The following is a 26460-nucleotide window of genomic DNA, read 5'->3' as shown; positions in this document are numbered from 1 at the left end:
CGCTTTGTCCGATGACTCTCGTAGGAGCGCGCTGGCGCGCGATAGGGCTTTCCCGGTAATGCCCCATCGCGCGCAAGCCCGCTCCTGCGAGGTGGGGCTGTCCGGGTAACGCCCATCGCGGACAAGCCGCGCCTGCGGGGTGGGGTTGTCCTGGTCATGCCCCGTCGCGCCCGGGTGCGCTCCTACGGGTGACCGCGGCAATCGCGTGGGCGGCGCAGCGATGCGTCCCGGGACGCGCAGGCCGCATCCACGTAGGAGCGCACCCGGGCGCGACGACGCTTCACCGGTAACCCCGCATCGCGCGCAAGCGCGCTCCTGCCGGTGCCGGCCCACCATCGATCAACGCGTACGCGTCGCGCCGGTCTCCTTCACCGGTTCGCCGAGATGGGTCTTCAACCACTGCTCGCTCTCGGCCAGCATCTGCAGGATCGACTGCCGTGCGCGATACGCATGCGATTCGTTGGGCAGCAGCACCAGCCGCGCGGTGCCGCCCAGGCCCTTGATCGCGGCGAACATGCGCTCGCTCTGGATCGGGAAGGTGCCGGTGTTGTTGTCGTCCTGGCCGTGGATCAGCAGCAGCGGGTCCTTGATCCTGTCGGCATAGTTGAACGGCGACATCGCCTGGTACACCGATTGCGCCTGCCAGTAGTTGCGCTCCTCGGCCTGGAAGCCGAACGGCGTCAGCGAGCGGTTGTAGGCCCCGCTGCGCGCGATGCCGGCCTTGAACAGCCGCGTGTGCGCAAGCAGGTTGGCGGTCATGAAGGCGCCATAGGAATGCCCGCCGATGGCGATGTGTTCGCGGTCGGTGACCCCGCGCCGCACCACTTCGTCCACCGCGGCCTGCGCATCGGCGACCAGCTGCGGCACGTAGGTGTCGTTGGGCTCGGCATCGCCCTCGCCGACGATCGGCATGGTCGGGTTGTTGAGCACCACATAGCCGATCGCCAGGAACGCCTGCGGGCCCCAGTAGCTGATCGCGTTGAAACGGTACGGCGAGTCGGTGACCTGGCTGGCGGTATCGGCACTCTTGAACTCGCCCGGGTAGGCCCACATCAGCAGCGGCCGCGGGCCGTCGCGCTTGGGGTCGTAACCGGGCGGCAGCAGCAGCGTGGCGGTGAGGTCCACGCCATCGGCGCGCTTGTAGCGGATCTGCTCCTTCTGCACGCCGCGCAACTGCGGCAGCGGGTGGGCGAAATGCGTCAACGCCCGCGGTGCAGGCGCTGCGTCGCCCAACGTCTGCACGACGTAGTTGGCCGGCTCCTCGGGCGATTCGCGGCTGAGCAGCAACTGCGTGCCCTGCGCGTCCAGCAACGCCAGCGGCGCGGAATAACTCGGCGCCTGCGAATGGAACAGACGCGTGGCACGCTTGCTGCGCAGATCGAAGCGATCCACGAACGGGCGATCACCTTCCGGCGAAGCGCCCTTGCCGAGCAGGAACAGGCTGTTGCCGTCGGCACCGGTCTGCAGCAGCGTGCGGCCCTTGCCGTCGGCCACGGTCGCCGGCGTGCCGGGATCGTTGTAGCGGTCCTGCGAGGAGCGGTCCCAGAGCAATTCGGGTGCGCGCTGTGGCTGGTCCGGTGCGATGCGCCACTGTTTGGTGCGGCGGGTCTTCCACCAGCTTTCGCTGAGGATGGCCAGATCGCCGCGGCCCCACTGGATGCCTTCATACCGGCTACCCAACCGTGCCAGCGTCACCGGCGCGCGCGCGAACGGCGCGGCCTGCATCAGCACCGCATCGCGGACCGTGCTCGCGCGGGCCGGATCACCGCCGTCCTGCGCCTCGGCCCAGACCAGCGTGGCCGGCGCATCGGCGCGCCAGGCGATATCGCGCACGCCGGTGGGCACCGCGTCGTTGCCGGTCGGCAGGCCTTCGACCAACGGCAGCTGTGCGATCTGGCGCACCAGCTTGCCCTGCAGGTCCAGCACCTCGATGCGGCGGGCGAAATTGTCCACCGGCACCACGTATGAAAACGGCCGTTCGGCGCGTTCGCTCAGGAGGTAGCGGCCATCCGGCGATACCGACAGGTTGAGATAGATGCCGGGCGTGGCGATCGGGCGCACCTGCCCGGTCACGCCGACGATGATCGGCTGGCCGGTGGCGTAGTACTCGAACACGCGTGCGTCGGTCTCGTTGCGCAGCAGGTCCTGGTAGGTCGGCAGCGAGCGCACGCCGGCCGCGGCACTGGTCTGCTGGATCGCCGGGCCGTCCGGGGTCGCGTCGCGCGCCGGTGGCGTGCCCTGCCCGGCCACCTGCTGTTGCAGCAACAGGCCGCTGCCATCGGGCAACCAGTGCAAGGCGTCGTCGACGCTGGTGTTCAAGCCGGCGACCAGGCGCCTGGCCTGCCCGGCCGCCACGTCCACCAGCCACAGTTCGTTGGCCCCGCTGGCCGCGTCCTCGCGGCGGAACGCCAGATAACGCTGATCCGGCGACCAGCTCAACGTGGCCAGCGCCAACGGCGTCGGCAGCCCGGTGATCTGCCGCTCGCTGCCATCGGCCACCGACAGCAGCCACAGCTTGTCGGCAAAGGCAAACCGGCTGCTGGCAACCGTCTTGGGATGGATGCGCAGGCCGGCCAGCTTGAGCTCGGGCTGGGCCACCTCGGCGATGTCCGGCAATGCAGGCAACTGCACCATCGCGCCCAGGTCGCGTTTGGGCGACAGGTGCAGCAGCGGTGCGCGCGGGGCATCCACCACCGCCTGCAGCGCCTTGGAGGGCAGCTGGTAGCCGGTGCTTGCCGCCGCGGCGGGCTGGGCGGCCGGTGCGACGGCTGCCGCTGCAGCCAGTGGTGTTGCGCTCAGCGCCAGCGCGCCTGCCAGGACCCATCGCTGCCGCCGCCTGCCGTGCCGTGCATCGGATATCGCCTGCATTGTCCATCCCCAGCGTCGATCGACTCCGGACCATAGCAGCCGCCCGCGCACCGCTCCCCCTGCCGTTGGTTGGGTGCACACCAATTCATGCCGGAGGGGGGTGCTGCCGATATAATCGATGCTCTCGTCGAGGGGCGCTGCGACCGGTATGGCGGACTGATCTGCCTACTGCACCACAGGTGCAGGAAACTACGGCCAGGCTCGACCAGCATTCATCGTTCAACGGCGCCCGGAACTGCAGACATTTGTTTGCCTACCGGAGCTATTGCATGAACGCTGTCGCAAAAACCGTCGCGCAGACGGACTACAAGATCGCCGATCTTTCCCTGGCCGATTGGGGCCGCAAGGAACTGGACATCGCCGAGCACGAGATGCCGGGCCTGATGTCGATCCGCCGCAAGCATGCGCAGACCAAGCCGCTGAAGGATGTCCGCATCACCGGCTCGCTGCACATGACCATCCAGACCGCGGTGCTGATCGAAACGCTCAAGGACATCGGCGCCAACGTGCGCTGGGCCTCGTGCAACATCTTCTCCACCCAGGACCACGCGGCCGCCGCGATCGCCGCCTCCGGCACGCCGGTGTTCGCCTGGAAAGGCGAGACGCTGGAAGAGTACTGGGACTGCACCTTGGACGCGCTGACCTTCACCCTGCCCGACGGCACCCAGACCGGCCCGGAGCTGGTGGTGGACGACGGCGGCGACGTCACCCTGCTGATTCACAAGGGCTATGAGCTCGAAAACGGCAGCACCTGGGTCGACGAGCCGGCCTCCTCGCACGAGGAAGGCGTGATCAAGGCGCTGCTCAAGCGCGTGGCCGTCGAGCGTCCGGGTTACTGGACCCGCGTGGTCAAGGACTGGAAGGGCGTCTCCGAAGAGACCACCACCGGCGTGCACCGTCTGTACCAAATCGCCGAAGCCGGCAAGCTGCTGATCCCGGCCATCAACGTCAACGACTCGGTCACCAAGAGCAAGTTCGACAACCTCTACGGCTGCCGCGAGTCGCTGGCCGATGGCCTCAAGCGCGCGATGGACGTGATGCTGGCCGGCAAGGTTGCGGTGGTCTGCGGCTATGGCGACGTCGGCAAGGGCAGTGCCGCCTCGCTGCGCGCCTACGGTGCCCGCGTGATCGTCACCGAGATCGACCCGATCTGCGCCCTGCAGGCGTCGATGGAAGGCTTCGAGGTCAACACCATCGAATCCACCCTGGGCCGCGGCGACATCTATGTCACCACCACCGGCAACAAGGACATCATCACCGTCGAGCACCTGCAGGCGATGAAGGATCAGGCCATCGTCTGCAACATCGGCCACTTCGACAACGAGATCCAGGTCGATGCGCTGAATGCGTTGAAGGGCGTGGAGAAGATCAACATCAAGCCGCAGGTCGACAAGTACGTGTTCGCCAACGGCAACGCGATCTTCCTGCTGGCCGACGGCCGCCTGGTGAACCTGGGCTGCGCCACCGGCCACCCGAGCTTTGTGATGTCCAACTCGTTCGCCAACCAGACCCTGGCGCAGATCGACCTGTGGGAAAAGCGCGACAGCTACGAGAAGAAGGTCTACATCCTGCCCAAGCACCTGGACGAGGAAGTCGCGCGTCTGCACCTGGAAAAGATCGGCGTCAAGCTGACCACCCTGACCAAGGACCAGGCCGAGTATCTCGGCGTGGACGTGGCCGGCCCGTACAAGCCGGATCATTACCGCTACTGATCAGCCGGGCGGTTGATTGCCCGGATGTCACCGCTTGAACAGAACGGGCGCCGCAAGGCGCCCGTTTTCTTTGCAGGATGCCGGATGGTGATGGCCATGCGTGGAAGCGGCCCCACACGGCGATCGACCTCCGCTCGCCGCATGCGGCGACATCGACAGGCCCGAGTTAAGCAGCAGCGCTCTTTTCCCTGCCGCGCGAAAAATCGCACGATGCGCTGCAGCTGGCGGCCTGCTACGGCCGCCAGTTCGCATTGCGTTCCCAGAACGCAACGCTGCGCCGGTACGCGTCGCGGTCCAGTGCCACACCGGAGCCGCCCTCGTCCACGCCCAGTGCGTTGCGCAGCATGGTGATGGGCGCCATCGGAATTTCTTCCGGCTCGGTGGTGTACAGGCAACCGACCACGCCCCAATCGGCGTCGATCGGCGCGCCTTCCCTGGCCAGTTGATCGCGGCTGTAGAGGATCGGCAGCAAGTACGTCGCCACCGGCGGCTCCACCCCTTCGAACCAACGCACCAGCACCGGCAACTCCTGCGTGCTGCGTGCCTCGTAGCCGGAGCGCAGCTGGTGGCGGTTTTCGTCGGTGATCGGCGCAGTGAGGCAGCGCGTCGAGGTCCAGTTGCGGTGCACATGCAGCTGGCAGAACGGCGCATAGCCTGCGATCACGCGCACCGGCGTTTCTTCGTTGAGCCGCTGGATGAACTGCTCGGGCGTGCAATCCTGGATGGCGTTGCGACGACCATCGCGGGGAAACAGACGGGTGCGGGCGAACGGTGTGAGAACGATGGACATGAGCGTGGTCGGATGGCGAAGGACGCCAGGGTAGCCTGCCGCCCTGCGGCGCGACCACTTACCAGATCAGATCGTCCGGCACCTTGAACTGGCTGTAATAGTCGTCGTCGCTGTCCGGCGCCGATGGCGTGCTGCTACGGCCATGGTCCAGCACCACAGCGTCCGCATCGCGGCTGTAGATCTTGTCGGCGGCGGCGCGCGGAATCAGCTCGAAGCCATCTCCATGCCGCACGATCACCAGCGCGCCGCTGGCCAGCTGGCTGCGCAGCGCAGTGTTGACCAGCACGCTGCGGATGACGCTGCCGTCGTTGAAGCGGTAGTCGATCTCGCCCTCACGCTTGACCTTGTTGGTCTCCACGATCTGCCGGACCTGGGCCAGCAGTTCCTGCTGCCGCAGCTGCACCTTGCGCTCCTCGGCCAGTGCGCGATCACGCTCGGCGCGCTCGGCCTGCAGGCGCGCTGCATCCACCTTGTCGGCATCTGCGGGCAATGCCGCCCCGCCCTTGGCATGACGTTGCTTGACCTGCTCACGCGCCACCTTGTCCACCTGGGCCTTCTTGACCAGCCCGGCCTTGAGCAGTTGTTCTTGCAATGGATTACGCATGGGAAGGATCGGCAATGAACTGGCCGCTAGTTTAGCGCGCCCGGCACCCGGCTTCTGCGAGCCCCCGGCCGAAACCAAGCGCGGCGCCGCTCGCCGCTGCGCTGCATTGTGCGACCGGCCACCCTGTTGCCGCCGAACGCCGTGCGCAGTTCCGCGGTCCATTGCATTGAATACGTATGCACAACACCGATGTTGCGTCGCGATGCACGCTTAGCATCACCGCGCGCTGCACGCCGTGCGCGCGCTCTCCGGAACAGGGGCCGGAGGCCTTGCCGCGGGCAGCGTGATGCACACGCCGGCCTGCGCCTACCACTGGAGAACCACCCGATGCGCACCACACCTGCCCACTCTCCAACCTCGGCCCTGCAGCGCGGCGCCCGCGCATTGCTCACCGCGCTGGCCTTGCTGCTGGTGACAGCCAACGTCCAGGCCGATGTCATCCTGCATGCCTTCAACTGGCCGTATGCCACCGTGGAAGCGCGCGCCAGGCAGATTGCCGATGCCGGGTATCGCAAGGTCCTGGTTGCGCCGGCGTACCGCTCCGAAGGCAGCGCCTGGTGGGCGCGTTACCAGCCGCAGGACATCCGCCTGATCGACAACCCGCTCGGCGACACCATCGCCTTCAGGCGCATGGTGCAGGCATTGGCCAACAACGGCGTGGAAACCTATGCCGACGTCGTGCTCAACCACATGGCCAACGAGGCGGCGACACGTTCGGACCTCAATTACCCCGGCAGCGCCGTGCTCGCGCAATATGCTGCAGATCCGGGCCGTTACGATACGTTGCGCCTGTTCGGCACCTTGCAATCGAACTTGCTGAGCGCCAGCGATTTCGGCCCGGCGCAGTGCATCACCAACTACAACGACGCCTATCAGGTGCGCACCTATCGTATCTGCGGTGGCGGCAGCGATCCGGGCCTGCCGGATCTGCTCGGCAATGAGTGGGTGGTGCAACAACAGCGCGCCTATCTGCAGGCACTCAAGGGCCTGGGCGTTACCGGCTTCCGGGTCGACGCGGCCAAGCACATGTCCTTCGACCACCTCAACCGCGTGTTCGATGCTGGCATCCGCTCCGGCGTGTATGTGTTCGGCGAAGTCATCACCGGCGGCGGTACCGGCAATGGCGATTACGATCAATTCCTGGCGCCGTATCTGCAATCCACACCGCATGCGGCCTACGACTTCCCGCTGTTCAACGCGGTCCGCAATGCGTTCGCCATTGGCGCGAGCCTGCAGCAGCTGGTGGATCCGGCATCCACCGGGCAGGCCTTGCCAGGCAATCGCGCGGTGACCTTCGCCGTCACCCACGACATCCCCAACAATGCCGGCTTCCGCTACGCCATCCTCGACCCGGTCGATGAGACGCTGGCGTACGCATATCTGATCGGCCGCAACGGTGGCATGCCGATGATCTACACCGACAACAACGAAAGCGGCGACAACCGCTGGGTCAACGCCTATCAACGCGAGGATCTGCGTCGCATGATCGGCTTCCACAACGGCATGCAGGGCACCGACATGCAGGTGCTGTCGTCCAGCGCCTGCCATATCCTGTTCCGTCGTGGCAGCCTGGGCATCGTTGGCATCAACAAGTGCGGCACTCCGGTCACCACCACGGTGGGCATGAACAACAGCGTGTTGTACTGGAATGCCGACTACACCGATGCGCTGGGCTCCGGCAACGTGGTCCGCATCACCGGCAGCTCCCACACCTTTACGCTGCCGGCGCGTGGCGCGCGCATGTGGCGTCGCTGAGCGATCACCACGGTCGTTGAATCGGCCGCACGCAGGTGACCGTCGACCGGGCAGGTAAGCATTCGCACACCTGCGCAGCACCGCGTCACCAGCCGCTCGATATGCGGCCTGCCGCAGCATGCGCGCGCAGGCCGCGTGCTTTCAGGCATCGGCATGCGGCATGGCGGGCAGTCGTGCCGCGGCTGTCGCCTTTGTATCCAGTGGCCATCAACACAAACTTGGACAGGCGCTGAACCAAACCGGCACGGAGAGTTTGTTGGTGCAACGAATCCTGCTGCGCCCCGGACCTATGTGGCAGCCCGATGCACGCCGTTGTCGTCTGCAGGCAGGCGTGCCGAGTGCAGCGAAGGGCGTTGCCCGGTCATCGGACAACGTTCTCGACCACCGAACAATCGAGCAACCGGAGCAAGCCGATGCCTCTGTACTTCGTCCGCCATGGCGAGTCGCTCGCCAACGAGCAGAACTATTTTGCCGGTGCGCAGGATTCGCCGCTGACGCCACTGGGCCGCCGACAGGCCCGGCAGGCAGCCGACTTCGTTCGACAACGCGGGCTGCGTTTCGACCAAGTGCATGTCTCGACGCTCGAACGCGCCCAGGCCACCGCGGCGATCATCCTGGAAGGCGTCCCCGATGCCCCGCAGGTGCTGTACAGCGATGCGCTGAAGGAGCGCGACTTCGGCATTTTCGCCGGCAAGAACAAGACGCTGATCAAGAAGTCGATCGGCCATGGCCTCTTCGATGCCTGTTTTCATGATGCCGATGGTGCACCGCCTGACGGCGAGCACTGGATGGACATGTACGCGCGTTGCAAGCACTACTACGACACGGTGCTGGCACCGCTGGACCGCCAGGGCAAGCAGGTGCTGGTGGTGGCGCACAAGTACATCGTCGAAGTGTTCGCATTGATCGCCTCGGGCCTGCCGCCCGCCGAGTACATCGACTTCCGGCTGCCCAATTCGCGCCCGTTGTCGTGGGAGGAGCTCAAGCGCATGACCGCGCGCAGTTCCTCAGGTCTGAACTATCTGGGCGAGCAGACCGAAATCCATCTGCTGCAATGGATGCTGATCGCCGCCGTGGCCGGCTTTGCGCTGTCGTGCATGGGCCTCGCACTACCGCATGGCCTGATCTCCACCGCCATCGTGGCCCTACTGGCGGTGAATGCGTTCTTCCTGTCGGTCCGTATCGAACCGGGTGCGTTGCGCCTGACCGGAGGACCGGAGAACCTCGCATTGAGCGTGGTCAGTGCGGCACGCGCCGGGCTGGCCATGGTGCTGCTCACGCAGTCGCATAACGAATGGGTGCATGTCCTCGGCTTGCTGCTGATCGTGCCACCAGCGCTGTCGGTGCCCACCTTCTCGCTTGCGCGCGGCGGCGATTATTTCTTTGCGGCGCGCTACACCCTGGTGCTGTCGATCGTGCTGCCGGTTGCATTGCTGTTGCTGTTCCTGGATCACCACGAGGTGCTGGGCAATGCGCATGCACTGGAACGCTTCTTCGTGGTGTTGCTGATCGCGCTGGCGGTGCCCTCCCTGCTGGCACAGGGCTGGCGACGTGCGCGCCCGATCGCAGCCGGCAAACTGGCCACCAACTGGGGCTGGGCGGGCTTGCTGACGATGGTGCCGCTGGCCTTGCTGGTGGGGCTGCAAGCGGGTGGCAGGCCGTTGGCAGACGCCCTGGGGCATGGGGGTTGGCAGGCATGGGCCGCCTTGCTGCTGCCGTTTGCGCTGCTGCTGGCCTGCCGCCTGGGCAGCGCGGCGTATCTGTCCGCCTACCAGCGCGTGACGGGCAAGGCCGTATCCGCGGCGATCGCCTCGGACATCCACCTGCTGCAGACCTCGCCGAACATCTTCCTGTGGCTGAGCCTGTTGCTGCCCGGCACGTTCGCACATGCACCCACGCTGGTTGCCGGCACGCTGCTGGGCTTTTTCGCCTTTGCGCTACTGGACGAGACATGGGTGGTACGGCGCTTCCGTGCGCAGATCACTCCCGCGCTGCGCCAGCACGCTGCGCGCACTGCGACGCGCGCCAGGCCGCTGGACGCCGGCGGCGTGGCAGCTGGCACCGTGGCGCTGGACAGCAGGTAGGCGCGCAGGCACCAGGCACATCGTTGCATGCGCTTGGTGCCGTATCATTGCCCGGGTCGTCGAGACCTTAGTCGGGGTGTTGCGCACAGCGCACTTCCATCCCACGCCATGCTGGAACGCGAGCGATACCGCGCCGACTTACCAGGCAAACGGCGCGGTGACCTTGCGCGCGCCGAGCATGAACGCATCGGCCACATGCACGAACGGGGTGACGTCCACCTCCGATTCACCAGCGCGCACCAACTGCACGAAACGGCGGTACAAACCGTCGTACTCGCCGGCCGCCTCCACTGTCTGTGGCTGGCCATTGATGCTCAGCCTGGCACCGCCCTCGCTGAGCATGAGCAGGCCATCGGTGGTGTCCACTTCGATATCCCAGCGCTGATGGCCGGTCTGCAGGAAGTCGAATTCTGCCGTCACCGGCACACCCGCGGTATCGACAAAGCCGAGCCTGGCGTACAGCGGTGCCTGACGGTTCTCCGGCGTGTGCAGCTCCGCCTCGCGCAGCGCGAAGGGGCGCGGCAACAGATGCGTGACGATGGACAGCGCGTTGATGCCGGGATCGAACACGCCCATGCCGCCCGGCTCCAGGATCCAGTCCTGGCCCGGATGCCAATGGCGGATGTCTTCCTTCCAGGTGATATGCGCGCGCAGGATCTGCTTGTCGGCCAGCCACGCCCGCGCAGGCGCCACCGCGGCGGCGCAGCGCGAATGCCAGCTGGTGAACAGGCTGCGTTGCGCGCGCTGCGCCAATGCGCGCAGGTCGTCGATCTCGGCCAGGGTGGCGGCCGGGGGTTTTTCCAGGAACACATGGCGCCCGGCAGCCAGCGCGGCCTGTGCCTGCGCATGCCGCCCCACCGGTGGCGTGCACAGCGCGACCGCTTCAATCTGTGGATGCGCAGCGAAGGCCTCTTCCAGGGTGTGATAGGCCGGCACGCCGTCGACCGTGCCATGCCGGCTCACGGTGGCCACCAGTTGCACATCGGCGCGCGCGGCGATGGTGGGCACGTGCTGGTCGCGGGCGATCTTGCCGATGCCGACAAGGGCAATGCGCAATGCGTCTGGATGCTTCATCGAAACCTTCGGGCTGATGGTGAAGTGGCGGGACCCGCGATCGCCCGTTTCAGGCGCTTGTACACGGACACTGCAGCAGCGGCGCGATGCACAAGCGCACGCAACGGCGAAGTGTACGGTCAGGCCGCGGTTCGCTGCGAGACATCGCTCCTGCTTGTTTTGCTATACCTGCGGCGCCCGGCGGCCGTGCAAGGGCGGCCATTGCGGCAACAAGCGCAGCTGCAACGGCGCACCCGGCCTGCGACCGGATTGCGGCGACGATTACTACGCCGCGTTCGTCATCGATCCCGATGGGCACCACCTCGAAGCGGTGGTCGACACGCCTGCATGATCTGCCTTGGCAGCCACGCCGACTGCAGACAGCTGCTGGACGCGCATTGCGATGCGCTGGCCGGCAACCTCACGCTGCGACGGTCCGCGCCACCTGCCCGGCACGCACGCGTCAGGCAGGCCGCCGCATGCACTCACATCTCCAGCACGACCTTGCCCAGGTGGCTGCCCTGCTCCAGATAGCGGTGCGCTGCAGCGGCTTCGCTGAGCGGGAAGCGCTTGTCGAGCAGCACGCGCAGCTTGCCCTGCGCGATCCACGGCCACACCACGCGCTCCACTTCCGCAGCCAGGCGCGCCTTCTCGTCGGCACTGCGCGGGCGCAGCGTCGAGCCGGTGAGGATGGCCTGCTTGCGCATCAGCAACGGAATCGGCACCTCGATGGTCGAGCCGGCCTGGGAGGCGATGTAGACGATACGTCCGCGCGGATTGAGCGCTTCCAGGGTGTCGGCAAATACTGCAGCGCCCACCATGTCCAGCGATACGTCCACCCCGCCGTGCGCCTTGGCCACGGTGACAAAGGATTCGGTGGTGGAGTCGATCGCCACATCGGCGCCCAGCTCGCGTGCCTGCGCCGCCTTGCCCGCCGAACGCGCGGTGGCCAGCACATGCGCACCGGCGGCCTTGGCCATCTGGATCGCCGTCACCCCGATCCCGGAGGTGGCGCCGTGCAGCAGCAGCCACTCCCCGGCGGCAAGCCGGCCATGCTCGAACAGGTTGGCGTACGCGGTAAAAACGGTTTCCGGCAGCGCCGCGGCATGCGCCATCTCCATGCCGGCCGGAATCGGCAGCACATGCCGCGCATCGACCGCTGCGTATTGCGCGTAACCGCCACCGCCCAGCAGTGCACATACCCGATCACCCACCTTCCAGCGGCCGGCCGGCTCCACGATCTCCCCGGCGATTTCCAGCCCGAGCGTCTGCGGTGCGCCGGGCGGCGGCGGATAGTGGCCGGCACGCTGGAGCAGATCGGGACGATTGATGCCGGCCGCATGCACGCGGATCAGCACCTGCCCCGGCGCGGGGCGGGGACGCGGCTGCTCGTCGGGGTAGAGCGCATCCGCATCGCCCTTGCCATCGCGGATGGCGATTGCGGTCATCGTGGTATCGCTCATGCGCAGCACTCCGTAGAAAGTGCGCCCAGTGTAGGGATCCCTGCGTCAAGGCATGGCGCACGCCCGGTCGCGACACCTCACCCACGCGCGGCGCGACCCCACTCTCAACCAACGCAGGGCGAGCGACTACGCGATGGCCGGCGCACGCGTTGAAGCGATGTTGCAACGGACGCACGCCACCGCTGATGCCAGTCCGGGTGCGCCGCTGTGCGGCGACTGCCCGCAGGCCCGCAGGCCGGGCCGTCATTCCGTTGCCGGCAAGCGCATCGCAAGACCACACCGCATCAGCACGCGCGCCTGCATTGCAGACGCACGTGGCAACACATCACTGCGCGCTGGGCGCGGCGTCCTGGTCGATGTACTGGCGAATCGCCTCGAACACCTTGGAGGTGCCGTCATCCTGATCCGACGGCAGGCGGGCGGCGAAGTCCCTCAGCAACTTGTCGCCATCCACGCCGGGTTGCTCGGCCAGGGCAAGCGCCAGATCACCGACGCTGCGTGCCAACGCAACCCAGATGCGGCCCAGCGATTCGGCGATGACATCCATTTCCTGCTCTTGCATGTCGCGCTCCGATCAAGTGGCCTGGGGACTGGAGCTTACCGTGTACGCCGCACCCCGAGACTGGCGCCCGAAGCGGCCCCAACCCTGTCGCACATTGCGCAGGCATGCACGAGTTCCCCGAGGCAGCCGCATCCAGGACACTCGCAACCAAATATGCATTCATCGCGATGAAGCGATATTATGCCGGCACGATCCGCCGGACCCGCCGCGATGACGCCTCTCAGTTTCGAGTTCTACCCGCCCAAGACCGACGACCAGCGCGCACAGCTGGACCGCACGGCGGCCAGGTTGAAGGGCTACGCGCCGGAGTACGTCTCGTGCACCTTCGGCGCCGGCGGCTCCACGCTCAGCTACACCTCCGAGACGGTGCGCCACCTCAAGCAGAAGCACGGTTTCGAGGCCGCCCCGCACCTGTCCTGCGTCGGCGGCAGCCGCCAGGAGATCCGCGAGCTGCTCAAGCTGTATCGCGCGATCGGCTGTACCCGCATCGTCGCCCTGCGCGGCGACCTGCCCTCGGGCATGGGCCATCCGGGCGACCTGCGCTATGCCTCGGACCTGATCGCCTTCATCCGCGCCGAGCATGGCGATGCGTTCCGGATCGAGGTCGGTGCGTATCCGGAAACCCATCCGCAGGCAACCGACGCACTGAGCGATCTGCGTTACTTCAAGGCCAAGGTGGATGCCGGTGCCGATGCCGCAATCACCCAGTATTTCTACAACGCCGATGCGTACTTTCATTTCCGCGACGCGGTGCAGCGCATGGGCGTGGAGATCCCGATCATCCCCGGCATCATGCCGATCTCCAATTTCTCGCAGCTGCGGCGTTTTTCCGAGCAATGCGGCGCGGAAATTCCGCGCTGGATCGGCAAGAAGATGCAGTCCTTCGGCGACGATGCCGAGGCGGTGCGCGCCTTCGGTGCGGAAGTGGTGGCCACCGTGTGCGAGCGCCTGATCGCCGGTGGCGCGCCTGCGCTGCACTTCTACACGCTCAACCTGGCCAAGCCGACCACGCAGGTGCTGCAGCTGCTCGGGCGCTGAGCCACGCCAGCGATGCCATGCCATGCTGGCTGTCTGTGCGGGCACGGCACCGGCAGGCGCGCGTGGTGCGCAAGCGCCGTGCAGGCTACCGCTGTCTCGGCGCGTTGCGCGCCGGCTCACGCACGGCCCGTTACGCTGCGTCGATGCCCCGCCTCCTGCTGCCGTTGCTGCTGCTGTCCTGCCTTTGCCCGGCCATGCGCGGGCAGGCGCAGGAGATCCGCCGCTGCGTGACAGCGGACGGGCAGACCATGTTCACCGACCGCCGCTGCGAAGATGTCGGCGCTGCGGCGCGCCCGCCGCCGGCCACGCGCGCGCAGGGCACTATTGGCCTGTCTGGCTACGGCTGCCCGCGCCGGCTGAGCGAACTGGTGTCGTTGCTGCAACTGGCGGTGGACAGCCGCGACGTCAACCGGCTTTCCAGCCTGTACCTGTGGAGCGGCCAGTCCGACGCGGCCGCCAGCCAGGTACTGAGCCGGCTGGAAGCCATCGTGCAACGCCCGTTGCTGGATATCGTCCCGATGTACCCGCAACGCGATCCGCCGACCTGGCAAGCCGATGCAGACACGTCGGCGGCGGCTCCATCACTGGACGGCAGTGCGACCGACACCCCACTCCCGGCACCCCCGGGCCGCCTACGCCCCTGGGGCCTGCGCCTGGAGCAGAATCTCGCCAGCGGCACACCCGCGCGCAGCGTGTTGCGGCTGCGCCGGCAGTACAACTGCTTCTGGGTGACGTTCTAGCGCAGCGCCCGCCTTGACGGACGCCGGCGGATCGCAGTGGCGAAGTATCTGCGTGGGTTGCAAAGGTAAGCAGCGCATCGGCTGCGAGAACCCTTCGGACCACATGCCTCATCTGCAGGCTACGCGGCGAGCCGGTCCATGATCTGCCTAGCCGCCTGCTGCGGATTCAGCCCGGCGCTGTCGATCACCCAATGCGGCTCGGTCCATGCCACGTAGTCATGCACGAGCACGGAGGACCAATCCGGCATGCGCAATCCAGGCACCTCGCTCTGCCGCGATTCCACGCGCTGCCGATGCACCTTGCGATCGCTGCACACTACTTCGATCTCCAGCAGGCGGCTGCGTGTGCGGCGCGCCACATCACGCCACGCCTCACGGGTGACCGGCAGTGGGTTCACGCAATCGGCGACCACCACGTGACCCTGGTGCAGATTGGCCGCGGCAAGCGCATAGGCGGTCATGTAGCCGGCTGGTCCGACGTCGTTGGCGAGTGCACCACTTTCGCGCAGTGACTGCTCGATTGTATCGATACGCAAATAAAACGCAGTGCAGTGCGTCAGCAGCGCCTGAGCAATGGAACTCTTGCCGACACCGGGCAATCCGCCGAACACCACCAAGGTCGCTGACGGCGCAGTCACTGCGGCCACAGCGCGCGAATCGCCGCGATGCCCTGCGCGCCATGCGCGCGTGCCGCGCGCAGGTCGTCGACCTGCATGCCCCCGAGTGCGTAGATCGGCAAGGAGACCTGCTCGCGCAAGCGTTCGAACCCCTCCCATCCCAGGGGTGTCGCACCCGGATGCGATGCGGTCGCCTGCACCGGCCCCAGCACCGCGAAATCGCAGCCCAGACGCTGGGCGTGGCGCAGATCCTCCAACCCATGACACGAGGCGGCAACCGGCTGTTCGGCCGGCAACGGGCGCTCCTGCAGGCTGGCCAACTGCTCCGCGCCCAGGTGGACGCCGATGCCGAGTTCGCCGGCCAGTGCGATGTCGCGGTTGAGCAGCAGCTGCGCGCGCGTACGGCCGCGCAGGCGCAGCACCTGTTGCAGCAAGGCCTGCCAGCGTGCCGGTTCGGCCTGCCGCGCACGTAGCTGGATGCGCGTGATGCCGTCCTGCAGTGCACGCTCCAGGCCTTCCAGCCACAGCGCGTCATCGTCCGGCTCGGGCGTGATCAGATAGCGGTCGGGCTGGCGCAGCACGCCGACCACCGGCACGTCGGCCGGCGGCATCGAATACCGGGTCAGCTTGTCCGCGGCCACCCAGGTCATTGCCTGGCCTTCGCGGCCGCGCGGGCTGCCCTTCCAGGCGGTGATGTGGCGCACTTCCAGGCGCAGCCGCTTGTCCGGGTACAGCTGCGGCACGTCCATCAACCACTCGCCGACCTGCGCCTCGATACCGAGCTCTTCGTTGAGTTCGCGCACCAGGGCCTGTTCGGAGGTTTCGCCAGGTTCGCGCTTGCCGCCCGGAAATTCCCACAGGCCGGGCATGTCGCGGGTCTCGGTGCGGCGGGTCAGCAGGATGCGGCCGCGGGCGTCGGTGATCACGCCGGCGACGACGTGGATGGATCTCAGGGAATCGGGCATGGGCACAAGAGTGCCGCGAGTGAGCGGTTCAGCGCAATCGCTTGAGGGCGGGGAATGGAGATTCGGGAATCGGGAATCGTTTGAAGCACGCACCATGCCCGCCTTTGCAATTCCCCATTCCCGATTCCCGATTCCCGATTCACGTCTACAGTGGATGCCCGATGCGCCAGAGCACTCCGCTGGGATCGTGCAGGGTGAAATCGCGTGCGCCCCATGGCCGGTCTTCCGGCACGCTGCAGGTCACTGCGAACTGCGCGTCCAGGCCGGCATCGTGCACGTGCTGCCACCAGCTGTCGGCATCGTCCACCCACAGGTGCAGCATCAGGTTCTCGGCCAGCTCGCGCAGGTAGAAGTCCTGCAGCAGGAATGCGCAATGCGTGCCATGCCGGAAGCAGGTCACGTTGCCCACCTCGTCCTCCTGCACGAAGCCCAGCGCGCGATAGAACCGCTGCGACAGCGCGTAGTCGCGCGCAGGTACGAACACCTTCAGTTGCTGGCTCGACAGCTGCGACATGACGCACTCCCCCGCAGGACGTGGATCGAGCATACGCCCCGCAGTGTCGCAGGCGGAAAAGCCTGCGTGCAGCAGGCATGGTTGCCACCGGCGCGCGATGGACAAGCATGGGGCGAACCGCGCCAAGCCCAGGCTCACCAGGACGGCGCCCATCGAGCTGGTCGAACGCTCCTGGCGTCTATGCCACGGGTTGCAGACCGTGCCTGGCAACCACGCAAGCCAAGCCGTTGGCGGGGACTAGGCGGAGAGTTGGAAAAAGCGTGAGATTCAGTGGGGTCATTGCACCCCGCCGCCCACATTCCACGCCTGAGTATCAGCAGCTCCAACGAATCCCTCCGTCAGCAGAGCCCCCTTGGTAAGGGGGCGCGCCAACGGCGCGGGGATCGGAAGCAAGGACCGTGCACCAGGCGTCCGCGACGCGGACGCCTGGTGTGCAGCCCCGCCAGGCGGGCTGCACCACGGTCAACTCAGCTCAGCTGAGTTGACCGTGACAGTGCTTGTACTTCTTGCCACTGCCGCAGGGGCATGGATCGTTACGGCCCACCTTGGGCTCGTCGCGGGTTACCTGCGACACCGGCACCGGGGCGTTGCCGCCCTGCATCTGTTCCACTTCCTCGTCGGCACCGTAGCCGCCGGCGTCCTGATGCTGGAACTGCGAGGCCATCAGCCGCGCCTGCGCCTGCAGGCGTTCCTGCTCTTCCAGCTCGGCCACTTCCTCCTCGCTGCGGATGCGCACGCGCGCCAGCAGGTTGATCACTTCGCGCTTGACGTTCTCTAGCATCTCGGAGAACAGCTCGAAGGCTTCCTTCTTGTATTCCTGCTTGGGCTGCTTCTGCGCATACCCGCGCAGATAGATGCCCTGGCGCAGGTAATCCATCTTGGCCAGATGCTCCTTCCAGCCCTGGTCCAGCACGGTCAGCATCACGTGCTTCTCCAAGGCGCGCATGGTGTCGCTGCCCACCGCCACTTCCTTCTCGGCAAAGTGCGCATCCACCGCCGCCTGCACCTTGGCCGCGATCTGCTCGGCGTCCAGTTCTTCCTGCGTGCGTGCCATCTCGCTCAGCGCCAGCGGCATGCCCAGCTCCGATTCCAGCGTGGCTTCCAGCCCCTTCAGGTCCCACTGCTCGTCGACCGAATTGGGCGGCACGAAGCGCGCGACCAGGTCGTAGATCACATCGCCACGGATGCCGTCGACGTTGTCCTTGACCGATTCGGCATCCAGCAATTCATCGCGCTGGGCGTAGATCACCTTGCGCTGATCGTTGTTGACGTCGTCGAAATCCAGCAGGTTCTTGCGGATGTCGAAGTTGTGCGCTTCCACCTTGCGCTGGGCCTTTTCGATCTGCCGGCTGACCAGGCGGTCTTCGATGACGTCGTCTTCCTTCATGCCCATCATGCGCATCGCCTTCTGGACCCAGTCCGAGGCGAAGATGCGCATCAGGTTGTCTTCCAGCGACAGGTAGAAGCGCGAGGAACCCGGGTCGCCCTGACGACCGGCACGGCCGCGCAGCTGGTTGTCGATACGGCGCGACTCGTGCCGCTCGGTACCGATGATGTGCAGGCCGCCGGCCGCCTTGACCGCGTCGTGGCGACGCTGCCATTCGGTCTTGGCCGCAAGGCGCTGCTCGTCGCTGATGTCCTCGCCCATGGCATGCAGTTCGGTTTCCAGCGAACCGCCCAGCACGATGTCGGTACCGCGACCGGCCATGTTGGTGGCGATGGTCACCGCGCCCGGCTGGCCGGCGTTGGCCACGATGGTGGCTTCGCGCTCGTGCTGCTTGGCGTTGAGCACCTCGTGCTTGACCCCGGCCTTGCGCAGGTGCTCGGACAGCATCTCCGAGGTTTCAATCGAAGTGGTACCCACCAGCACCGGCTGGCCACGCTTGGCGCAGTCTTCGATGTCGGCCAGCACCGCGTTGAACTTGCCCTTGCGGTTGAGGAACACCTGGTCCGGATGGTCCTTGCGCACGGTCGGGCGGTTGGTCGGGATCACCACCACTTCCAGGCCGTAGATGCTCTGGAATTCGTAGGCTTCGGTATCGGCCGTACCGGTCATGCCGGACAGCTTCTTGTACATGCGGAACAGGTTCTGGAAGGTGATGCTGGCCAGCGTCTGGTTCTCGCGCTGCACCGGCACGCCTTCCTTGGCCTCGACCGCCTGATGCAGGCCGTCGGACCAGCGACGCCCGGACAGGGTGCGGCCGGTGAATTCGTCGACGATGACCACTTCGCCATCGCGCACGATGTAGTCCACGTCGCGCTGGTAGATCGCATGCGCGCGCAGCGCGGCATTGAGGTGATGCACCACGCTCAGGTTCTGCGCGGCATACAGGCCGTCCTCGGCATTCTCGAGAATGCCGGCCTGCATCAGCAATTCCTCGGCGTGGCCCATGCCCGCCTCGGACAGATGCACCTGCTTGCCCTTCTCGTCGATCCAGTAATCGCCCTCGCCCTCTTCGCTTTCCTGCCGGGTCAGCTGAGGCACGATGCGGTTGACGCGGATGTACAGCTCCGGCGATTCGTCGGCCGGGCCGGAGATGATCAGCGGGGTGCGCGCCTCATCGATCAGGATCGAGTCGACTTCGTCGACGATCGCGTAATGCAGGTTGCGCTGGTAGCGGTCGGCCCTGGACAGCGCCATGTTGTCGCGCAGGTAGTCGAAGCCGAACTCGTTGTTGGTGCCGTAGGTGATGTCGCTGCCATAGGCCTCGCGCTTGTCGCTGTGCGGCATGCCCGGATACACCACGCCCACGCTCAGGCCCAGCCAGTTGTACAACTTGCCCATCTGCGCGGCGTCGCGGCGGGCCAGGTAGTCATTGACCGTGACCACATGCACGCCCTCGCCCTGCAGCGCGTTGAGGTACACCGGCAGCGTGGCCACCAGGGTCTTGCCTTCACCGGTGCGCATCTCGGCGATCTTGCCCAGGTGCAGCACCATGCCGCCGATCAGCTGCACATCGTAATGGCGCATGCCGAGCACGCGGCGGCTGGCCTCGCGGCACACCGCAAAGGCTTCGGGAAGAATCTTGTCCAGGGACTCGCCGGCGGCAAGTCGCTGCTTGAACTCCGGGGTCTTGGCTTGCAGCTCGGCGTCGGAGAGCTTCTCGATCGTCGGCTCCAGCGCATTGATCTGGGTGACGAGGCGGTTGAGCTGGCGCAGCTGGCGTTCGTTACGACTGCCAAAGACACGGGTAAGCAGACTGTTGATCATTGAAGAAACCGGTTGAAAAGGAACGGTTTGACCGACGCCGGTCCCCAAGACCCGGCCGCCGTAAACGAAACAGGGCGCACTGCGCCCTGTCGATGGCAACACCCTATTGTAGCTTGGGGCGGGCCTTCACGAATCAAGCACCACCCGCGCCGTCGTCAACCGCGCCCGCGGCGGCCCACCGGCGTATTGGTATCGCCGAGGAACTTGCGCGGATTGACCACCCGCCCGTCCGCCCACACTTCGAAATGCACGTGCGCGCCGGTGGAGCGGCCACTGGATCCGGCCCTGGCCACCTGCTGGCCGGCGCGGACCAGATCGCCCACCTTCACCACCAGGCGCGAGTTGTGTGCATAGCGGGTCACGTAGCCGTTGCCGTGGTCCACTTCCACCACGTTGCCGTAGCCGCCGCGCACGCCGGCGTAGCTGACCACGCCATCGGCGACCGACATCACCGGGTCGCCCACGTTGGCGTGGAAGTCCACCCCCTTGTGGAAGGCCGAGCCGCCGTCGAACGGATCGGCGCGACCGCCGAAGCCGGAGGTGATGTAGGTGTTGCGGATCGGCATCCGCGAGGGCACCGAATTCTGTTCGAGCTGATGATCGAACATCAGCGTGGCCAGCACGTTCAGTTGTTGGCCGGAGGCGGAGAACTGCTGTTCGACCTGCCCTAGCGTCTGCTTGAGCGATTCGACCGGCATGTCGCTGACCGGCTCATCGCCGCCACCGACGCCGACCGGCGCGTCGAAGTCGAACTCGCCGTCCTTCAGCTTGCCCATTTCGGTCAGCCGCTCGCCCAATGCATTGAGACGGGTGGCCTGCGCCTGCAGCTCGCCCATGCGCGCGGCCAGTGCGTTGACCTGCGCCTGCGAGGCGCGCTGCGCCTGGGCCAGCTCGGCCTGCTGCCGGGCAACCTTGGCCTGCAACGCGGAATTGGTCACCATGCCGGTGGCGGTGCTGGCACCGATGCCGATCAACATGCCCAGCCCGAGCACGGCACCGAGGACTACCATCGGTCGATCCGCAGCGAAGCCCTGGAACTGCCGGGCCAACCGTTGCGCCCGGGTTTCGCGAGATTTGATTACAACTTTCTTCAACGCCATATGAGTGTCATGTCCAAGCCCAAGTCCAACGCACGCAACCCTTCCGTCCCACAACCGGCCATCGAGGCCGCGTTGGGTGAAAAGGCTGGCGACCCCTTGCGCCGCGCCTTGTGGCTCGATGCGCTGGACCGGCAGTTGCGCCCCCTGTTACCGCCTCATCTGGCCACCCGTTGCCGGCTGGCCAATGTCAGAGACGAACAGCTGGTTTTTCTGGTTGATTCACCTGTCTGGCATGCCAAGTTGCGACTTGCCGAGACCCAATTACTGGATGCCGCCCGATCCATCGGACTGAAGGCCACCGCAGTGACCATCAAGACCACCACCACCCCGCTGCATTCCCCAACGCAGCAGAATCGCGAGCGTCCACGTCCTGTGTCGGAGGCCACGCACCGAGGTCTGCGCGATGCGCTGGCCTCCCTGCAGGACGTTCCACCCACCAAACGGTGAGTCGGTGCCGCCTGTTACGCGACGGCCATCGCGGCGTGAAAGAGTTGCGAAGGCCGCGCACGACCCGACGCATCCTAGCGGGCCTGGGCCGCGCAGGAGTTAGAGAAGTCTTAAATAAAAGTTAAGAACGGGCCGTAAATCCGACGCAGTTCACACTTCGAACGCCGATTACGGCATTCCCCGACATCAGGCGTAGACGGGGCTGGCGTAGGTGACCGGTGGCTGCACGCTGCCCTCGGGGAAGCTGACCCATTCCCAGGCGGCCTGATCCGCCAGTAGCGCGCGCACCAGCTTGTTGTTGAGTGCGTGGCCGGATTTGAAGCCTTCGTAGGCGCCCAGGATGGCGCCGCCGGCCAGATACAGGTCGCCAATCGCGTCCAGGATCTTGTGCCGCACGAATTCGTTGGTGTAGCGCAGGCCGTCCTCGTTGAGCACGCGGAACTCGTCCAGCACGATGGCATTGTCCATCGACCCGCCCAGGCCCAGATTGCGCTCGCGCATGTACTCGAGATCACGCATGAAACCGAAGGTCCGGGCGCGCGAGATTTCCTTGACGTAGGCCGAGGTGGAGAACTCGATTTCCTGACGCGACTGCTTGGCCGGGATCATCGGGTGATTGAATTCGATGGTGAAGCCGAGTTTGTAGCCTTCGTACGGCTCGAAGCGCGCGACCTTGTCGCCCTCGCGCACTTCCACCGTCTGCTTGATGCGGATGAAGCGCTTGGCCTTGTTTTGCTCGACGATGCCTGCCGATTGCAGCAGGAACACGAACGGGCCGGACGAACCGTCCATGATCGGCAACTCGGCCGAGGACAGTTCGACGATGACGTTGTCCACACCCAGGCCGGCCAGCGCCGACATCAGGTGCTCGACGGTCTGGATCTTGGCGCCATTGCAGGTCAGGCCGGTGCACAGCGTGGTCTCGGTGACCAGCTCGGCATCGGCAGGGACTTCGACGATCGGCTCCAGGTCCACTCGCCGGAACACCACGCCATGATCGACCGGGGCAGGTCGCAGCGTCATGTACACCTTGTCGCCACTGTGCAGGCCGACGCCGGTGGCGCGAATGGTGTTCTTGAGAGTGCGTTGCTGGGTCATATGCGAAGTCTGGATGAACAATGCAGACAGACGCTGAACCGGCTGTCTAATCCGTGGAGATTATCCGAATTTTAACAAGTCGCGCGTGACGGGAACTGTAATTCCCGGGTCACGCAACTGCAAAAGCTGCCGGATCGTGGCCGATCCGGCAGAAAGGACATGGCACAGCATCCCCGGGGCGAACCCCGGGGCGGGATGGACCGCGCCGCCGTAGCGACGCGGCCGACGCTCCTTAGTCGGCCTGGCGGCGCAGGAACGCCGGGATATCCAGGTAGTCGTTGGGCAGGTCTGCAGCCGGCGCAGCGGAACCGCCGCCATTGTTGCTACCGCTGCCGCTGCCGACCGAGTCGCTGCTCGGACGACGCAGGCCCAGGCCCATGCTGCCGCCGACGGCCTTGGACACCGCGTCGCCGCCGCTGGTCTCGAAATCGCCGAACTCCGGCTGGCCGGTGGTGGCGTTGCGCACCAGCTTGATCGGCGCGCGCTGGTCCGGACGCTGGGTCTGGCGGGCAACCGCACGGTTCAGGCCAGTGGCCACCACGGTGACGCGCACTTCGTCCTGCATGTCCGGGTCAAGCACGGTGCCGACGACCACGGTCGCATCTTCCGAGGCGAACGCCTCGATGGTGCGGCCGATCTCGTCGAACTCGGACATGGTGAAGTCCGGGCCGGCGGTGATGTTGACCAGGATGCCGTTGGCACCGGCCAGGTTGACGTCGTCCAGCAGCGGGTTCTGGATGGCGGCTTCGGCAGCGGCCTGCGCGCGATCGTCGCCGCGTGCCGAACCGGTACCCATCATGGCCAGGCCCATTTCCGACATCACGGTGCGCACGTCGGCGAAGTCGACGTTGATCAGGCCCGGACGCACGATCAGGTCGGCGATGCCCTGCACGGCGCCCTGCAGCACGTCGTTGGCAGCGCGGAAGGCCTGGATCATGGTGGCGTTGCGGCCGAGCACGGTGATCAGCTTTTCATTGGGGATGGTGATCAGCGAGTCGCAATGCTGGCTCAGCTCCTCGATGCCCTTCAGCGCAACCTGCATGCGGCGACGGCCTTCGAACGGGAACGGCTTGGTGACCACGGCCACGGTCAGGATGCCCATTTCCTTGGCCAGCTGTGCAACCACCGGGGCGGCGCCGGTGCCGGTGCCGCCGCCCATGCCGGCGGTGATGAACACCATGTCCGCACCCTGCAGCGCGTCCATGATGCGCTCGCGGTCTTCCAGCGCGGCCTGGCGGCCGACTTCCGGATTGGCGCCGGCGCCCAGGCCCTTGGTGACGTTGGTGCCGAGCTGCAGCTGCAGCTTGGCGCCACAGTTCTTGATCGCCTGCGAGTCGGTGTTGGCGGTGATGAACTCCACGCCATCGACATTGGTGTTGACCATGTGCGCGACCGCGTTGCCGCCGCCGCCGCCCACGCCAACGACCTTGATGACCGCGTTGGGAGCCATTTTTTCAATCAGTTCGAAATGTGCCATGTCAGTGTCCTCTTTAGATGCCGTGAATGGGGAATCGGGAATGGGGAATCGGATTGCTCCGTTCGCCAGCCCAACACCCGCACGTCGGCGAATGTTGTTGTTTGAATGCCGGGAATGGGGAGTTGGGAATGGGGAATCGCAACTGCGAGCGATCTCCACACCAACTTCACTTTCTCAGCGGAACCACAAAAGTATTTACGCCCTGCCCGCTCTCACCGCTCTCCACTCAAATCTGCCGCAACCGCTTTGCCTTTGCTTCAACCAATTCTCGAATCCCGATTCCCGATTCTTCAGAATTCCCCGCGATACCAATTCTTCAATTTCTTGAACAAACTGCCGGCCCGTCCGGTCGGGATCGACGGGCGGCGCGGGTGTTCGATCTGGCTGCCCATCAGCAACAGGCCCACGCCGGAGGCGTGCACCGGGTTGCCGACGACTTCGCCCAGGCCGGTGACGTGCTGGGGAATGCCCACGCGCACCGGCATCTGCAACATTTCTTCGGCCAGTTCGACCACGCCTTCCATCTTCGAGGCGCCACCGGTGAGCACCATGCCGGCGCGCACCATTTCCTCGAAACCGGAGCGGCGCAATTCGGCCTGCACCATCTCGAAGATTTCCTCGTAACGGCCCTGCACCGCCTGCGCCAGCGCATGCCGCGGCATGCGGCGCGGCGGGCGATCACCCACTGACGGCACCTGGATGCTTTCCTCGGCGGTAGCCAGCTGCGCCAGCGCGCAGGCGTAGCGCACCTTGATCTGCTCGGCTTCCGGGGTCGGCGTGCGCAACATGTGCGCGATGTCGTTGGTGACGTGGTCGCCGGCGATCGGCAGCGAAGCGGTGTGGCAGATCGCGCCCTGCACGTAGACCGCCAGGTCGGTGGTGCCGGCGCCGATATCCACCAGCACCACGCCCAGTTCGCGTTCGTCGGCGGTCAATACCGCCACGCTGGAAGCCAGCGACGACAGCACCAGGTCGTCCACCTGCAGGCCGCACTTCTGCACGCACTTGGTGATGTTGGCCGCGGCCGACTGCGCGCACACCACCAGATGCGCGTGCACCTCCAGGCGCACGCCGGTCATGCCGACCGGATTGCGGATGCCTTCCTGCGAATCGTCCAGCACGTATTCGCGCGGGATCGCATGCAGGATGCGCTGGTCGGCGGGAATGGCCACGGCCTTGGCCGCATCCAGCACGCGCTCCAGATCGCTCCAGGTCACTTCGCCGTCGCGGATCGGCACGATGCCGGGCGAGTTCTTGCACTGCACGTGGTTGCCGGAAATCGACGCATACACCGAACGGATCTCGCAGCCGGCCATCAGCTCGGCCTCTTCGACCGCACGCTGGATCGACTGCACGGTGGATTCGATGTCCACCACCACGCCGCGCTTGAGACCGCGCGATTCATGCGAACCGATGCCGATCACTTCGATCGGATTGCCGGGCGAGTACTCGCCGACCAGCGCGACGACCTTGGAGGTGCCGATGTCCAGTCCAACGATGAGGGATTTGTCGCCTTTGCGGTTCATGTCTTAAAGCCGGGAATAGGGAATAGCGAATGGAGAATGGTCAACAGCGGTGCACGGATGCGGGGAGAGTTCAGGACAAGCGTGTGCGGCGCAGCGGGCGACACTGGCTTTGGCTTTTTGTCCATTCCCGACTCCCCATTCTCCATTCGCCGTTCCACCGTGAAGCCGTTGGTGTAGCGCAGGTCGGCGCGGGCGATCGGGCGTTGTGGGTCGGCCAGTTGCGGCAGCACGCGGGCGAAGCGTTGCAGGCGGGCGCGGGCGTCGTCGCGGCCGATCACGATCTGCACGCCGTTGCTTAGGCCCAGCGACCAGCTGCCGCGTGCGTCCATTTCCAGACGTTCCACATCCAGCCCGGTCGGCGCGAACAGCGCGCGCGACTCGTTGTAGAGCGCCACCACGTCCTGGGTCTTGCTGTCCGGGCCGCCGAGCTGCGGCAGCTTGAAGTCCTTCAACAACGGCGGGGTGCGGAACAACCGGCCCTGCTCGGACAACATGCGGTCGGTGCCCCAGCGCGCGAACGGCTTGTGCTCGGTGACGTGCACTTCCAGCACGTCCGGCCAGCGCTTGCGCACCTGCGCACTTTCCACCCACGGCAGGCGCGCGATGGCGTCCTGCGCGTTCTGCAACTTCACCGCGAAAAAGCCCGCGCGCGCATACGGCAAGACCACCGCACGCAACTGCTCGGCCGGCACCCGCTTGAAATCGCCCGACACCCGCAGCCGCGACAACGGCCAGCGCTCGGCACCGACCCAGCCATTGAGCACGGCCACCACCGGCAACGCGACCAGCGCCACCGCGAGCAACCACGCCAGGATGCGCAGGGTGGCGTTCATGCG

General features: G+C 66.1%; 21 protein-coding genes, 1 pseudogene and 1 riboswitch. Of the genes and pseudogenes, 7 read left to right on the top strand and 15 right to left on the bottom strand.

Annotation, left to right across the window (positions count from 1 at the left end):
* Positions 1 to 339 precede the first annotated feature (339 nt).
* On the bottom strand, positions 340 to 2868 hold the full coding sequence (locus H7A87_RS04045) for a prolyl oligopeptidase family serine peptidase (RefSeq protein WP_119129635.1): 2529 nt from the start codon (positions 2866 to 2868) through the stop codon (positions 340 to 342).
* Between the two features lie 123 nt (positions 2869 to 2991).
* A riboswitch (S-adenosyl-L-homocysteine riboswitch) is annotated at positions 2992 to 3106 on the top strand.
* Between the two features lie 31 nt (positions 3107 to 3137).
* Here H7A87_RS04045 and ahcY point away from each other — a divergent pair.
* The gene (ahcY, locus tag H7A87_RS04040; RefSeq protein WP_115676125.1) at positions 3138 to 4580 is read left to right on the top strand and encodes an adenosylhomocysteinase; all 1443 of its coding nucleotides are present in this window, start codon (positions 3138 to 3140) and stop codon (positions 4578 to 4580) included.
* A gap of 232 nt (positions 4581 to 4812) precedes the next feature.
* Here ahcY and H7A87_RS04035 read toward each other — a convergent pair whose 3' ends face one another.
* On the bottom strand, positions 4813 to 5370 hold the full coding sequence (locus H7A87_RS04035) for a DUF3228 family protein (protein ID WP_119129634.1): 558 nt from the start codon (positions 5368 to 5370) through the stop codon (positions 4813 to 4815).
* Between the two features lie 58 nt (positions 5371 to 5428).
* Positions 5429 to 5974, bottom strand: coding sequence for a DUF2058 domain-containing protein (locus tag H7A87_RS04030; protein ID WP_119129633.1), 546 nt, complete (start codon positions 5972 to 5974; stop codon positions 5429 to 5431).
* A 384-nt stretch (positions 5975 to 6358) separates the two neighbouring features.
* Between H7A87_RS04030 and H7A87_RS04025 the strand changes: the two genes are divergently transcribed.
* A complete protein-coding gene (locus H7A87_RS04025) occupies positions 6359 to 7729 on the top strand; it encodes an alpha-amylase family protein (protein ID WP_180496989.1) in 1371 nt (456 codons plus the stop codon).
* A 413-nt stretch (positions 7730 to 8142) separates the two neighbouring features.
* Positions 8143 to 9813, top strand: a complete 1671-nt coding sequence (locus H7A87_RS20780; protein WP_232087922.1) for a histidine phosphatase family protein — start codon at positions 8143 to 8145, stop codon at positions 9811 to 9813.
* A gap of 138 nt (positions 9814 to 9951) precedes the next feature.
* Here H7A87_RS20780 and H7A87_RS04010 read toward each other — a convergent pair whose 3' ends face one another.
* Entirely contained in the window at positions 9952 to 10887 is a 936-nt protein-coding gene (locus H7A87_RS04010) for a Gfo/Idh/MocA family oxidoreductase (RefSeq protein ID WP_119129631.1), read from the bottom strand.
* Positions 10888 to 11107: 220 nt separating this feature from the next.
* Between H7A87_RS04010 and H7A87_RS20960 the strand changes: the two are divergent.
* Positions 11108 to 11218 (top strand): annotated as a pseudogene (locus H7A87_RS20960) (VOC family protein); the annotation flags it as partial.
* A 133-nt stretch (positions 11219 to 11351) separates the two neighbouring features.
* On the opposite strand, the gene H7A87_RS04005 reads toward H7A87_RS20960, so the two are convergent.
* Together H7A87_RS04005 and H7A87_RS04000 are read right to left on the bottom strand one after the other, a co-directional pair.
* The gene (locus tag H7A87_RS04005; protein ID WP_115676120.1) at positions 11352 to 12329 is read right to left on the bottom strand and encodes an NAD(P)H-quinone oxidoreductase; all 978 of its coding nucleotides are present in this window, start codon (positions 12327 to 12329) and stop codon (positions 11352 to 11354) included.
* Between the two features lie 325 nt (positions 12330 to 12654).
* The gene (locus H7A87_RS04000) at positions 12655 to 12891 is read right to left on the bottom strand and encodes a hypothetical protein (protein WP_115676119.1); all 237 of its coding nucleotides are present in this window, start codon (positions 12889 to 12891) and stop codon (positions 12655 to 12657) included.
* 210 nt (positions 12892 to 13101) lie between these two features.
* On the opposite strand from H7A87_RS04000, the gene metF reads away from it, so the two are divergent.
* Together metF and H7A87_RS03990 are read left to right on the top strand one after the other, a co-directional pair.
* The gene (gene metF / locus H7A87_RS03995; RefSeq protein ID WP_119129630.1) at positions 13102 to 13929 is read left to right on the top strand and encodes a methylenetetrahydrofolate reductase [NAD(P)H]; all 828 of its coding nucleotides are present in this window, start codon (positions 13102 to 13104) and stop codon (positions 13927 to 13929) included.
* A 143-nt stretch (positions 13930 to 14072) separates the two neighbouring features.
* Positions 14073 to 14669 (top strand): hypothetical protein, encoded by a 597-nt coding sequence (locus H7A87_RS03990; RefSeq protein WP_119129746.1) that lies wholly within the window; start codon positions 14073 to 14075, stop codon positions 14667 to 14669.
* A 119-nt stretch (positions 14670 to 14788) separates the two neighbouring features.
* On the opposite strand, the gene H7A87_RS03985 is transcribed toward H7A87_RS03990, so the two are convergent.
* The 5 genes from H7A87_RS03985 to H7A87_RS03965 all read right to left on the bottom strand — a co-directional run bounded on the left by H7A87_RS03985 (position 14789) and on the right by H7A87_RS03965 (position 21076).
* The gene (locus tag H7A87_RS03985; RefSeq protein ID WP_119129745.1) at positions 14789 to 15307 is read right to left on the bottom strand and encodes an AAA family ATPase; all 519 of its coding nucleotides are present in this window, start codon (positions 15305 to 15307) and stop codon (positions 14789 to 14791) included.
* Positions 15304 to 16251, bottom strand: coding sequence for a Nudix family hydrolase (locus tag H7A87_RS03980; protein WP_119129629.1), 948 nt, complete (start codon positions 16249 to 16251; stop codon positions 15304 to 15306). Before H7A87_RS03980 ends, H7A87_RS03985 begins: the two co-directional genes overlap by 4 nt.
* A 145-nt stretch (positions 16252 to 16396) precedes the next feature.
* A complete protein-coding gene (locus tag H7A87_RS03975) occupies positions 16397 to 16765 on the bottom strand; it encodes a VOC family protein (RefSeq protein ID WP_119129628.1) in 369 nt (122 codons plus the stop codon).
* 472 nt (positions 16766 to 17237) lie between these two features.
* The gene (gene secA / locus H7A87_RS03970; protein WP_104584574.1) at positions 17238 to 19976 is read right to left on the bottom strand and encodes a preprotein translocase subunit SecA; all 2739 of its coding nucleotides are present in this window, start codon (positions 19974 to 19976) and stop codon (positions 17238 to 17240) included.
* A gap of 155 nt (positions 19977 to 20131) precedes the next feature.
* Positions 20132 to 21076 (bottom strand): M23 family metallopeptidase, encoded by a 945-nt coding sequence (locus tag H7A87_RS03965; protein WP_104649684.1) that lies wholly within the window; start codon positions 21074 to 21076, stop codon positions 20132 to 20134.
* Between H7A87_RS03965 and H7A87_RS03960 the strand changes: the two genes are divergently transcribed.
* Positions 21077 to 21523 carry a DUF721 domain-containing protein gene (locus H7A87_RS03960; protein WP_104543326.1) on the top strand — a complete coding sequence of 149 codons (447 nt, stop codon included), beginning with the start codon at positions 21077 to 21079 and terminating at the stop codon, positions 21521 to 21523.
* Positions 21524 to 21709: 186 nt separating this feature from the next.
* Here the strand turns inward: H7A87_RS03960 and lpxC are convergent, their stop codons facing one another.
* From lpxC to H7A87_RS03940, 4 genes are all read right to left on the bottom strand, one after another.
* Positions 21710 to 22621 (bottom strand): UDP-3-O-acyl-N-acetylglucosamine deacetylase, encoded by a 912-nt coding sequence (lpxC, locus tag H7A87_RS03955; RefSeq protein ID WP_104584571.1) that lies wholly within the window; start codon positions 22619 to 22621, stop codon positions 21710 to 21712.
* Positions 22622 to 22853: 232 nt separating this feature from the next.
* Entirely contained in the window at positions 22854 to 24098 is a 1245-nt protein-coding gene (gene ftsZ, locus H7A87_RS03950; protein WP_119129627.1) for a cell division protein FtsZ, read from the bottom strand.
* 290 nt (positions 24099 to 24388) lie between these two features.
* Entirely contained in the window at positions 24389 to 25624 is a 1236-nt protein-coding gene (gene ftsA / locus H7A87_RS03945; protein WP_003485272.1) for a cell division protein FtsA, read from the bottom strand.
* Entirely contained in the window at positions 25621 to 26457 is an 837-nt protein-coding gene (locus H7A87_RS03940; protein ID WP_119129626.1) for a cell division protein FtsQ/DivIB, read from the bottom strand. Before H7A87_RS03940 ends, ftsA begins: the two co-directional genes overlap by 4 nt.
* Positions 26458 to 26460: the final 3 nt, after the last annotated feature.

The sequence above is a fragment of the Xanthomonas sp. CPBF 426 genome (assembly GCF_903989465.1).
Taxonomy (GTDB): Bacteria; Pseudomonadota; Gammaproteobacteria; order Xanthomonadales; family Xanthomonadaceae; genus Xanthomonas; species Xanthomonas euroxanthea.
This window is presented reverse-complemented; position numbering and strand designations above follow the sequence as displayed.

What these genes read in the sequence shown, in the direction of transcription:
- H7A87_RS04045 (WP_119129635.1), bottom strand. Translation starts at nt 2,868, where the DNA reads ATGCAGGCGATATCCGATGCACGGCACGGCAGGCGGCGGCAGCGATGG.
- ahcY (WP_115676125.1), top strand. Translation starts at nt 3,138, where the DNA reads ATGAACGCTGTCGCAAAAACCGTCGCGCAGACGGACTACAAGATCGCC.
- H7A87_RS04035 (WP_119129634.1), bottom strand. Translation starts at nt 5,370, where the DNA reads ATGTCCATCGTTCTCACACCGTTCGCCCGCACCCGTCTGTTTCCCCGC.
- H7A87_RS04030 (WP_119129633.1), bottom strand. Translation starts at nt 5,974, where the DNA reads ATGCGTAATCCATTGCAAGAACAACTGCTCAAGGCCGGGCTGGTCAAG.
- H7A87_RS20780 (WP_232087922.1), top strand. Translation starts at nt 8,143, where the DNA reads ATGCCTCTGTACTTCGTCCGCCATGGCGAGTCGCTCGCCAACGAGCAG.
- H7A87_RS04010 (WP_119129631.1), bottom strand. Translation starts at nt 10,887, where the DNA reads ATGAAGCATCCAGACGCATTGCGCATTGCCCTTGTCGGCATCGGCAAG.
- H7A87_RS04005 (WP_115676120.1), bottom strand. Translation starts at nt 12,329, where the DNA reads ATGAGCGATACCACGATGACCGCAATCGCCATCCGCGATGGCAAGGGC.
- H7A87_RS04000 (WP_115676119.1), bottom strand. Translation starts at nt 12,891, where the DNA reads ATGCAAGAGCAGGAAATGGATGTCATCGCCGAATCGCTGGGCCGCATC.
- metF (WP_119129630.1), top strand. Translation starts at nt 13,102, where the DNA reads ATGACGCCTCTCAGTTTCGAGTTCTACCCGCCCAAGACCGACGACCAG.
- H7A87_RS03990 (WP_119129746.1), top strand. Translation starts at nt 14,073, where the DNA reads ATGCCCCGCCTCCTGCTGCCGTTGCTGCTGCTGTCCTGCCTTTGCCCG.
- H7A87_RS03980 (WP_119129629.1), bottom strand. Translation starts at nt 16,251, where the DNA reads ATGCCCGATTCCCTGAGATCCATCCACGTCGTCGCCGGCGTGATCACC.
- H7A87_RS03975 (WP_119129628.1), bottom strand. Translation starts at nt 16,765, where the DNA reads ATGTCGCAGCTGTCGAGCCAGCAACTGAAGGTGTTCGTACCTGCGCGC.
- secA (WP_104584574.1), bottom strand. Translation starts at nt 19,976, where the DNA reads ATGATCAACAGTCTGCTTACCCGTGTCTTTGGCAGTCGTAACGAACGC.
- H7A87_RS03965 (WP_104649684.1), bottom strand. Translation starts at nt 21,076, where the DNA reads ATGGCGTTGAAGAAAGTTGTAATCAAATCTCGCGAAACCCGGGCGCAA.
- H7A87_RS03960 (WP_104543326.1), top strand. Translation starts at nt 21,077, where the DNA reads ATGAGTGTCATGTCCAAGCCCAAGTCCAACGCACGCAACCCTTCCGTC.
- lpxC (WP_104584571.1), bottom strand. Translation starts at nt 22,621, where the DNA reads ATGACCCAGCAACGCACTCTCAAGAACACCATTCGCGCCACCGGCGTC.
- ftsZ (WP_119129627.1), bottom strand. Translation starts at nt 24,098, where the DNA reads ATGGCACATTTCGAACTGATTGAAAAAATGGCTCCCAACGCGGTCATC.
- ftsA (WP_003485272.1), bottom strand. Translation starts at nt 25,624, where the DNA reads ATGAACCGCAAAGGCGACAAATCCCTCATCGTTGGACTGGACATCGGC.
- H7A87_RS03940 (WP_119129626.1), bottom strand. Translation starts at nt 26,457, where the DNA reads ATGAACGCCACCCTGCGCATCCTGGCGTGGTTGCTCGCGGTGGCGCTG.